Origin of the sequence: Campylobacter sp. CNRCH_2013_0671h (assembly GCF_025773055.1) — a bacterium.
Classification (GTDB): Bacteria; Campylobacterota; Campylobacteria; order Campylobacterales; family Campylobacteraceae; genus Campylobacter_D; species Campylobacter_D lari_D.
On record NZ_JAKMTG010000004.1, the window covers coordinates 143,631 to 152,010 of the forward strand.

Consider the following 8,380-nt stretch of genomic DNA (forward strand, 5'->3'; position numbering starts at 1 on the left):
TTTAGTATTTTTTATGCTCTATGATAGAATTTTTAGGATATACAAAATTACTCTCGCGTAATATGACAATATTTTTATCATCAAGTGCATAGGCTTTGATGGTTAATGGTATTACAGTGTCTTTTCTATCATTATCGGCTAGTTTTTTAGTAGCTTTTAAAACAACTATATGTTTATCTTTTTCGCCAGCTTTTAGTTTAAAAGATTTTTTAGGTCTAATGATTTCTAAGCCATCTTCAATGCCTTGTAATTTCACATCAAAATAATACTCATGAGTTTTATTATCGGTGTTTTGAAATAAAAATACATAAGCATTACTAATAATTAATTCTCCATCATGGGTTTTTCTGATTTGATAAAGCTCGCTAGAGCGGTTGATATTTAAAAGCATATTTTCTTTTTTACTTCCCATTAAAACTAAAGCCACAAAAACACCACACAAAACAACTAAATATCCAATAGTTCTAAATCTAAAATATTTTACTTTTTCCCTTGTTTCAATAGCTTTTGCACTAGTCCAATTAATTAAGCTAGGACGATTAAATTTGGCTTGAACTTTTGAACAAGCATCGGCACATTCAAGACAATTAATACACTCAAGTTGCATTCCTTGGCGTATATCTATATGTGTAGGACAAATTTTTACACAGGCTTCACATCCTATACATTCACCTTGTGGTGGCTTTTGATAAAGTTTGGTATGTCCATCATAAATCATACCTCCTCTTTTATCATCATATATTACTTGAACGGTGTTATTATCAAACATTACAGATTGAATTCTTGCATAAGGACATACATAAACACAAAATTTTTCACCCAAATATACTATATCAAAAGTAAAAGCCAAAGAAGCACAAAATAAAATCCCTAAAAGCAATAAATGATCGGCAGGATTTTGAATGTATGTAAAAAAATCTTCAGGTGGTACAAAATACCATAAAAATGCACTCATCATTAACAATGAAAAAAGATAAAAAATCACAATACTTAAAGTTTTTTTGACGAAAAATCCACTGACTTGCTTTTGTTTATTTGCTGTGCTTTTATGAATTTTAAAGATTTTTGTTTGTAAAAGATCTCTATAAATAACTCTAGCAATAGTTTGAGGACAGCTCCAAGCACACCAAATTCTTCCTGCTAAAGTAGTAACAAAAAGTATAGTTAAAAACATACCCATGATAACAAAAGGCATTAAATACAGCTCTTGAGTATCAAAAGCGATAAAAAATAAATTAAGTTTTTTATGATCAAAGCTTAATAAAAAGAAATGATTTCCATTTATTTTTATAAAAGGTAGTGCTATAAAAATGATCATAGAAATGATATAAGCTATATATCTTTTTTTAGTATAGTTTGTGATGTGAGCATTCATTTTATTTTCCTTAGAAATATTTCTTTATATTGTAGTATTAGAAAAATTAAATCAAACTTTGTCTTAATTAATAATTTATATTTAATTTTTATTTATATAATTATTACAAAAATAAGTTTTCTTTTCAAGAAAATTATGATATAATCTTTATTTTAAAATTTATTTAAAGAAAGGTGGTGAGGGTCGTGCCAGGAATCAAGGTACATCCTAATGAGTCTTTTGACGAAGCGTATAGAAAATTCAAAAAGCAAGTAGATAGAAATCTAGTTGTTACTGAAGTTCGCGCTAGAAGATTTTTTGAGCCTATGACTGAAATTCGCAAAAAACAAAAAATTTCAGCACGCAAAAAAATGCTTAAAAGACTTTATATGCTTAGACGCTACGAGTCAAGACTCTAATACCAAAAAGCCGAGAAATCGGCTTTCTTCGTTAAAATATTTATGTTTTTTTGGATTATAATTATTCATTTTTTCGGACTTATTTTACCAGGACCTGATTTTTTCTTAGTAAGTTCATATGCATTAAGAGAAGGGGTTAAAAGTGCTTTAAAGGCAAGCTTGGGAGTAAGTTTAGCTGTTAGTATATGGATTATACTTTCTATACTCGGATTAAATGTCGTTTTTCATAAATTCCCATTTTTACAAATTATACTATCAAGTTTTGGAGCATTTTATCTTTTGTATTTATCTTTTAAGATTTACAAGAATACAAAAAATGACAAAATTAAAGTTCAAAAAACTTATATATCTGCATTTTTAAGTGGAATGATTACAAATTTATCTAATCCTAAAGCAATTTTTTATTTCGCCAGTGTTTTTGCAAGTTTTGATTTTACACAAATGCGATGGATGTTGATAGTCTTGATATTTGTTTTGATTTTAGAAACTATAATTTATTTTTCTTTGATTTCTTTATTATTTTCTAAACCATTTATGGTAAGAATTTATCAAAAGAATTTAAAACTTATTGATTATCTAAGTGCTTTTATATTTTTTGCTTTTGCTGTGTTTATTTTAAGTAGTAATTTAATGACTATGATAAACTAAAACAATTAATTTTTATTAATACTTTTTTTGTTAAAATCTTATTAAGTTAAATTTATAAATTTTTATAGGAAAGATTATGAAACACATTAAAACTATACTCAAACTTAGTATGATGAGTGGTATTGCTGCAATTAGTGCAGGTGCTTTAAGTGCATGTAGTAATAATACAAATGATTCTAGCAATAACGCTTTAAGTCAAGCGGCAAATACTCAAGGGGCCTTTGTTATTATTGAAGAAACCGCTCCAAATCAATACAAAATCAAAGATCAATTTCCAAGTGATGAAACTAGGGTAGTCTTAAAACAACTTGATGGAACTGAAAGGGTTTTAAGCAAAGAAGAAATGGATAAATTAATCCAAGAAGAAGCCGCTAAAATAGACAATGGTACTTCAAATTTAACAAATCCAAACAATGCCCAAATGAGTAGCGGGGGGCTTTCTTTAGGCGAGACATTGCTTGCGAGTGCAGCTGGAGCTATTTTAGGAAGTTGGATAGGTTCAAAGCTTTTTAACAATCAAAATTTTGCAAATCAACAAAGAGGAGCATTTTCAAATCAAAGTGCTTATCAAAGAAGTGTAAATAGCTTTAATAAAGCAAGTACAAGTGCTACTTCAGGATCAAATGCAAAAAAATCAGGCTTTTTTGGTGGTGGCTCTAAAGCTACTTCAAGCTCTACAAATTCTTTTGGCTCTTAAAAGGTGAAAAAATGAATTTTTTAAAAGTAAATCCTTTAGAAAAATCTTATTTAGAGCAAATAGGTTTTTCATGGCATACGGATAATGATGGAAGTGATTATTTAGATTCTAATTTAGTTTGTGTAAGGGAAGATGAAGCAAATGCATACTATGAAGCAGTTAATGAGCTTTATGATATGTTTGTAGCTGCTGCACAAGAAGTGATTGATAATGATCGTTTTGACGAGCTTGGAATTCCTTTTAATTTGGTTGATGCGATTAAGATGAGTTGGGAAAATGATGTACATTGGCATTTATATGGTAGGTTTGACTTAGCAGGTGGGCTTGATGGTAAGCCTATAAAACTAATAGAATTTAATGCTGATACTCCAACATCTTTATTTGAAAGTGCTATTTTGCAATGGGCTATTTTAAAGCAAAACAACCTAGATGAAAGCTCGCAATTTAATAATATATATGAAGCTTTAAGAGATAATTTTAAGAGACTTATAACCTTAGAAGAAGATGTAAGTGAATTTGAAAAATATTATGAAGGTTGGAAAATATTGTTTTCTTCAATTGCAGGTAGTGATGAGGATATGATTACAACAAAACTTTTAGCACACATTGCTAGTGAAGCTGGTTTTGAGAGTGAATTTTCTTATATTGATGAGGTAGAATTTTCACCCGAAGGAATTTTTAAAAATGATGTAAATTTTGAGTATTTTTTCAAACTCATTCCTTGGGAAAGTATAGCTATAGAAGAGGGTGAACTTGCTATGCTCTTAACTCAAATTATGCAAAATCAAAAAGCAATTATTTTAAATCCTGCTTATACTTTACTTTTTCAAAGCAAGGGTATAATGAAAATTTTATGGGAGCTTTATCCAAATCATCCTTTATTGCTTGAAACAAGTGATGAACCTTTAGTGGGTAAAAAATGTGTTAAAAAGCCTGTTTTTGGTAGAGAAGGAGCAAATGTTTCTATTATAGAGGCTAATGGAGATATAAGTTTTGAAACAAGTGGAGATTATCAAAACAATCGTTTTGTGTATCAAGAATTTGCTGAGTTTAATCAAAATGAAAATGATTATTATCAAGCAGGAGTTTTCTTTGCTTATGAGGGTTGTGGTTTAGGTTTTAGAAAAGGTGGTTTGGTGCTTGATAATTATTCTAAATTTGTAGGGCACATTGTTAAAGGATAAAAAATGAAAATAGTATGTTTAGATGCTGCTACTTTAGGTGGAACTGATTTAACAGCTTTTGAAAGTATTGGGGAATTTATAAGTTATGAACTTACATCTAAAGATGAGGTTATCTCAAGAATATCTGATGCGCAAGTTGTGATGATAAATAAAGTCATCATTGATCAAGAAGTTATAGATAACACCAATTTAAAGCTCATTTTGCAGCTTGGCACAGGGGTAAATAATATAGATGTAGCTTATGCAAATTCTAAAGGTATAATAGTAAAAAATGCAGCCGGGTATTCTACCAAAAGTGTTTTAAGTCATACATTTGCTTTGCTTTTTGCTTTTTTAAATCAAATCCCATATTATGATGGATGGACCAAACAAGGGCTTTGGGTAAAAAGCCCAATATTCACTGATTTTAGTAGAACTTTACATACTCTAACAGGAAAAAAACATGGTATTATAGGGCTTGGAGTTATAGGTAAAGAAGTAGCTAAGGCTTCGCAAATATTTGGAGCAAATGTTTGTTATTATTCTACCTCAGGGGTTAATAATGATGATACATATGAGAAAGTAAGCCTTGAAGAGCTTTTAAAAACTTCTGATGTGATAAGTATCCATGCACCTTTAAATGAAAAAACAAAAAATTTATTAAGCAAGAAAGAATTAATGCTTTTAAAAGATGAGGCCATTTTAATTAATGTAGGTCGTGGTGGGATTATTAATGAAGTAGATTTAGCTCAAATTATGGATGAAAAAAATATTAGAGTAGGGCTTGATGTACTTGAAGTAGAACCTATGGTTGAAAATCATCCTTTGCTTAATATAAAAAATAAAGAAAATTTAATTATCACTCCACATGTTGCATGGGCTAGTGAAGAATCCATACAAAATTTAGTCCAAATCGTATTTAATAATCTTAAGGAGTTTATAGAAAATGGCAAATGAACATAGTTTTGACATTAGTGGGGAAATTGACAAACAAGAGCTAAAAAATGCTTTAGAGCAGGCTAAAAAAGAGCTTGATAGCAGATATGATTTAAAAGGCATTAAAAGTGAAATAGAGCTAAATGAAAAAGAAAGTATTTATAAGCTTACTTGTTCAAGTGAAGCAAAAATTGAAGTGCTAAAAGATATTGTTATTTCAAAACTTATCAAAAGAGGGATTAACCCTAATGGTATTAAAGAGTTAAACAGGGAGAGTGGAGCAAATTTTAGATTGAATTTAAAAGTTAATGATGCCATTGATGCTGATAGTGCTAAGAAGATTAATAAAGCTATAAAAGATAGTAAGCTAAAGGTAACTTCAAGTATTAGAGGCAATGAAATTCGCGTAGTTGGTAAGCAAATTGATGATTTACAAAGCGTGATGAAAATAGTAAAAGAGTTAAATTTAGAACTTAATCTTAGTTTTAAAAACCTTAAATGATAAAGTCACTTCAAATAATTTTTTTGTGTTTTGTGTGTGTTTTTTTAAGCTCTTGTGCTTTAAAAAGTAAAACACAATCACAAAGTGCTTATATTGTTTTAAAAACCCCTCAATTTAGATTTGCTGATTATGGCTTTTTATATGAGGGAAAAAATTTTACAAGTTTAGAACTTTATAGTGCCTCTAAGGCTTTACTTGAGTTAAAAATCATGGATAAAATTTGCATTAATGGTGTATGTTATGCAAAAACTTTTTTTAATAAAAGATTTTTTAATAATGAATATTATGATGATTTTTTGCAAGATTTAATTTACAAAAAACCTATTTTTTATGGGAAAAATAAGCAAATCACTTCTTGTGGTTTTACTCAAAATATTATAAGCAAAAATTATGATATTTTTTATGAGGTTTGTGATAAAAATATGAGTTTTAGTGACAAAAAATCTAAAATTAAATTTAGCATAAAATCAATATAAAGGAAAATATGAAAGATTTAAAACTTTTTCTTAATGATACTTTTAAAAGCAATATTTATAAAAACTTACAATGCAGTGAAGATGAAATTTTAATTTTAAAGCATTTGTGTAAAAATTATTTACAAGCAAATGTAAGCATTAATGCCTATAATCTTCTTAGTGAAGTTTTTAAAAATGATGAATATGAGTATTTAGATCATTTAAAAGATCTTAAAAATCTTATAGAAAAAGGTTTTATTATTCAAATTTTTTCTGATTTTAAATCGAGTAAAAACTCAAGTTTATTTTTAAATTTGTTACAATGCGAGTTAAGTTTAAGTGAGGTTTTTTTACAAATTTTAGAAAATAAAACTATACAAGATTTTATGCAAGATCAAATTTATGAAGATCATATTGCATATTTAAAAGATGAATTTTTTAAAATCGAGCTATATCAAAGATTGCGTTTTTTTGCTAAAAGCTCTCAAAGTAAGAATATTAAAAAAGATATAGCTATATTTGAAGCATATATTAAAGAGCGTTTAAAAAAGAGTAAAATTTCTAATGTTTTGGCAGATATTTTTAAAGAGTATGCTTTAAACGATAAAGAATGTTTGATATTTATTAGTTTATTAAAAGAAGAGTATTTGCTAAATACTGAAAATTCTTATAGTAGAGATTTTAATTTTTTACTTCATTTAATTAGCGAAGATGATGTTCAAAAACAAGAAAACAAAGTCTTACTAGAAGAAGATTCTAAGCTACTTAGTTCAAATCTTTTAGAATATGATGAATTTGTTAATTCTTTGGGTGATATAACTAAGATTTTTTATTTAAGTGATGATATTTTACAAAGGATTATTAATTTTAAAGAACCAAAGAAGAATAAAAAAATTAAACTTCAAAATTTAGTTAAAGAACAAGATATTTTTGAGCTAATTGAGCCAAATATTAATATAGATGATGTTATTATGCCCCAAAGCACTAAAGATCTATTGGAAAGTATATTAAAACAACAAGATAAAAAGGTTTTGGAAAGATTAAATAAATGGGGTATAAAAACAAATAAAAACATAGAAGCTAAGATAATTTTCTATGGTCCTGCTGGCACGGGTAAGACTATGAGTGCGCTAAGTATGGCAAAAGCTATGAAAAAATCTATTTTGAGTTTTGATTGTTCTAAAATTTTAAGCAAATATGTGGGCGAGAGTGAGCAAAATGTAAGAAAAATTTTTGATACTTATAAAGAGCTTTGTCAAACAAGCAAACAAAGTCCTATTTTGCTTTTAAATGAAGCTGATCAATTTTTAAGTACTAGGGTAGAAAGTAGTGGCGGTGCTGATAAAATGCACAATCAAATGCAAAATATTTTTCTAGAACAAATTGAGCGTTTTAGTGGAGTTATTATAGCTACGACTAATTTTTTAGAAAGTTTAGATGTGGCTTTTTCAAGAAGATTTGAGTATAAAATAGAATTTAAAAAGCCAAATTACGAACAACGCTTGATGATATGGCAAAAAGCTTTACCTAAAAATGCTAAATTTGATGATAATTTTGATTTAAAAAACCTTGCTTTGTATGAGCTAAGTGGAGCTCAAATTGCTATGGTAGTTAAAAATACAGCTTTGAAAGCAGCTATTTCTAAGGATGGTGTTTTTAAAATGAGTGATTTTTTACATACAATAGAAAAAGAAATAGAATCTTCATTTGATAAAAATAAAATAGTTGGTTTTAAAAATTAAATTCACATAAATTTCACAAGCAGTTAATATCATTTTTTACTTTTATTTAAAGGAGAAAAAATGAAAATAAAATTAATGTTAGCTAGTTTAGTTTGTGCAAGTTCTATGTTTGCAGATATGGTTGTAAGTCCAAATGCTCTACCTCAAAAAGCTCAAGAGTTTTTAAACACTCATTTTAAAGGTGTAAATGTAGGTTATGTAAAACAAGATGTAGATTCTTATGAAGTAAATTTAGTTGATGGGACTGAAATTGACTTTATCATCAATGGAGACTGGAAAGAAGTTGATGGTAAATACAAAGGCATTCCAACAGGATTTATCCCAAAAGAAATTATTGCAAAAGTACAAGCAGTACAACCAAATGCAGCTATTGTAGAAGTAGATAAAAAAATAAATGGCTATAAATTTAGAACAAACAATATGATGGAAATTTATACAGATTTTGAAGGTAATATTTTAGGCCA

The 8,380-nt window shown here is 27.9% G+C and carries 10 protein-coding genes; 9 read left to right on the forward strand and 1 reads right to left on the reverse strand.

The genetic code is table 11. From position 1 onward, the window contains the following. Position 1 precedes the first annotated feature (1 nt). A complete protein-coding gene (gene ccoG, locus L8X97_RS04495; RefSeq protein ID WP_263662731.1) occupies positions 2 to 1,375 on the reverse strand; it encodes a cytochrome c oxidase accessory protein CcoG in 1,374 nt (457 codons plus the stop codon). A gap of 185 nt (positions 1,376 to 1,560) precedes the next feature. On the opposite strand from ccoG, the gene rpsU reads away from it, so the two are divergent. The 9 genes from rpsU to L8X97_RS04540 all read left to right on the forward strand — a co-directional run. After that, on the forward strand, positions 1,561 to 1,773 hold the full coding sequence (gene rpsU, locus L8X97_RS04500; protein ID WP_002780697.1) for a 30S ribosomal protein S21: 213 nt from the start codon (positions 1,561 to 1,563) through the stop codon (positions 1,771 to 1,773). 42 nt (positions 1,774 to 1,815) lie between these two features. Beyond that, entirely contained in the window at positions 1,816 to 2,421 is a 606-nt protein-coding gene (locus tag L8X97_RS04505) for a LysE family transporter (RefSeq protein ID WP_263659242.1), read from the forward strand. A 76-nt stretch (positions 2,422 to 2,497) separates the two neighbouring features. Beyond that, on the forward strand, positions 2,498 to 3,118 hold the full coding sequence (locus L8X97_RS04510) for a UPF0323 family lipoprotein (protein WP_263661381.1): 621 nt from the start codon (positions 2,498 to 2,500) through the stop codon (positions 3,116 to 3,118). Between the two features lie 11 nt (positions 3,119 to 3,129). After that, positions 3,130 to 4,302, forward strand: coding sequence for a glutathionylspermidine synthase family protein (locus L8X97_RS04515; protein WP_258107722.1), 1,173 nt, complete (start codon positions 3,130 to 3,132; stop codon positions 4,300 to 4,302). Positions 4,303 to 4,305: 3 nt separating this feature from the next. Continuing rightward, positions 4,306 to 5,238, forward strand: coding sequence for a D-2-hydroxyacid dehydrogenase (locus tag L8X97_RS04520; RefSeq protein WP_263662732.1), 933 nt, complete (start codon positions 4,306 to 4,308; stop codon positions 5,236 to 5,238). Continuing rightward, positions 5,228 to 5,719, forward strand: a complete 492-nt coding sequence (locus L8X97_RS04525; RefSeq protein ID WP_133319059.1) for a YajQ family cyclic di-GMP-binding protein — start codon at positions 5,228 to 5,230, stop codon at positions 5,717 to 5,719. Before L8X97_RS04520 ends, L8X97_RS04525 begins: the two co-directional genes overlap by 11 nt. Next, a complete protein-coding gene (locus L8X97_RS04530; RefSeq protein ID WP_220566936.1) occupies positions 5,716 to 6,195 on the forward strand; it encodes a hypothetical protein in 480 nt (159 codons plus the stop codon). The genes L8X97_RS04525 and L8X97_RS04530 overlap by 4 nt, the downstream gene beginning before the upstream one ends. A gap of 8 nt (positions 6,196 to 6,203) precedes the next feature. Then, positions 6,204 to 7,916: an ATP-binding protein gene (locus L8X97_RS04535; protein ID WP_220566935.1), complete on the forward strand. Its 1,713-nt coding sequence runs from the start codon at positions 6,204 to 6,206 to the stop codon at positions 7,914 to 7,916. 60 nt (positions 7,917 to 7,976) lie between these two features. Beyond that, on the forward strand, positions 7,977 to 8,380 hold a 404-nt coding region (locus tag L8X97_RS04540; RefSeq protein ID WP_263662733.1), incomplete at its 3' end, for a PepSY-like domain-containing protein.

Bases quoted from the DNA above. Each gene is read 5' to 3' on its own strand.
- ccoG (WP_263662731.1), bottom strand. From the start codon at position 1,375: ATGAATGCTCACATCACAAACTATACTAAAAAAAGATATATAGCTTAT.
- L8X97_RS04505 (WP_263659242.1), top strand. From the start codon at position 1,816: ATGTTTTTTTGGATTATAATTATTCATTTTTTCGGACTTATTTTACCA.
- L8X97_RS04510 (WP_263661381.1), top strand. From the start codon at position 2,498: ATGAAACACATTAAAACTATACTCAAACTTAGTATGATGAGTGGTATT.
- L8X97_RS04515 (WP_258107722.1), top strand. From the start codon at position 3,130: ATGAATTTTTTAAAAGTAAATCCTTTAGAAAAATCTTATTTAGAGCAA.
- L8X97_RS04520 (WP_263662732.1), top strand. From the start codon at position 4,306: ATGAAAATAGTATGTTTAGATGCTGCTACTTTAGGTGGAACTGATTTA.
- L8X97_RS04525 (WP_133319059.1), top strand. From the start codon at position 5,228: ATGGCAAATGAACATAGTTTTGACATTAGTGGGGAAATTGACAAACAA.
- L8X97_RS04530 (WP_220566936.1), top strand. From the start codon at position 5,716: ATGATAAAGTCACTTCAAATAATTTTTTTGTGTTTTGTGTGTGTTTTT.
- L8X97_RS04535 (WP_220566935.1), top strand. From the start codon at position 6,204: ATGAAAGATTTAAAACTTTTTCTTAATGATACTTTTAAAAGCAATATT.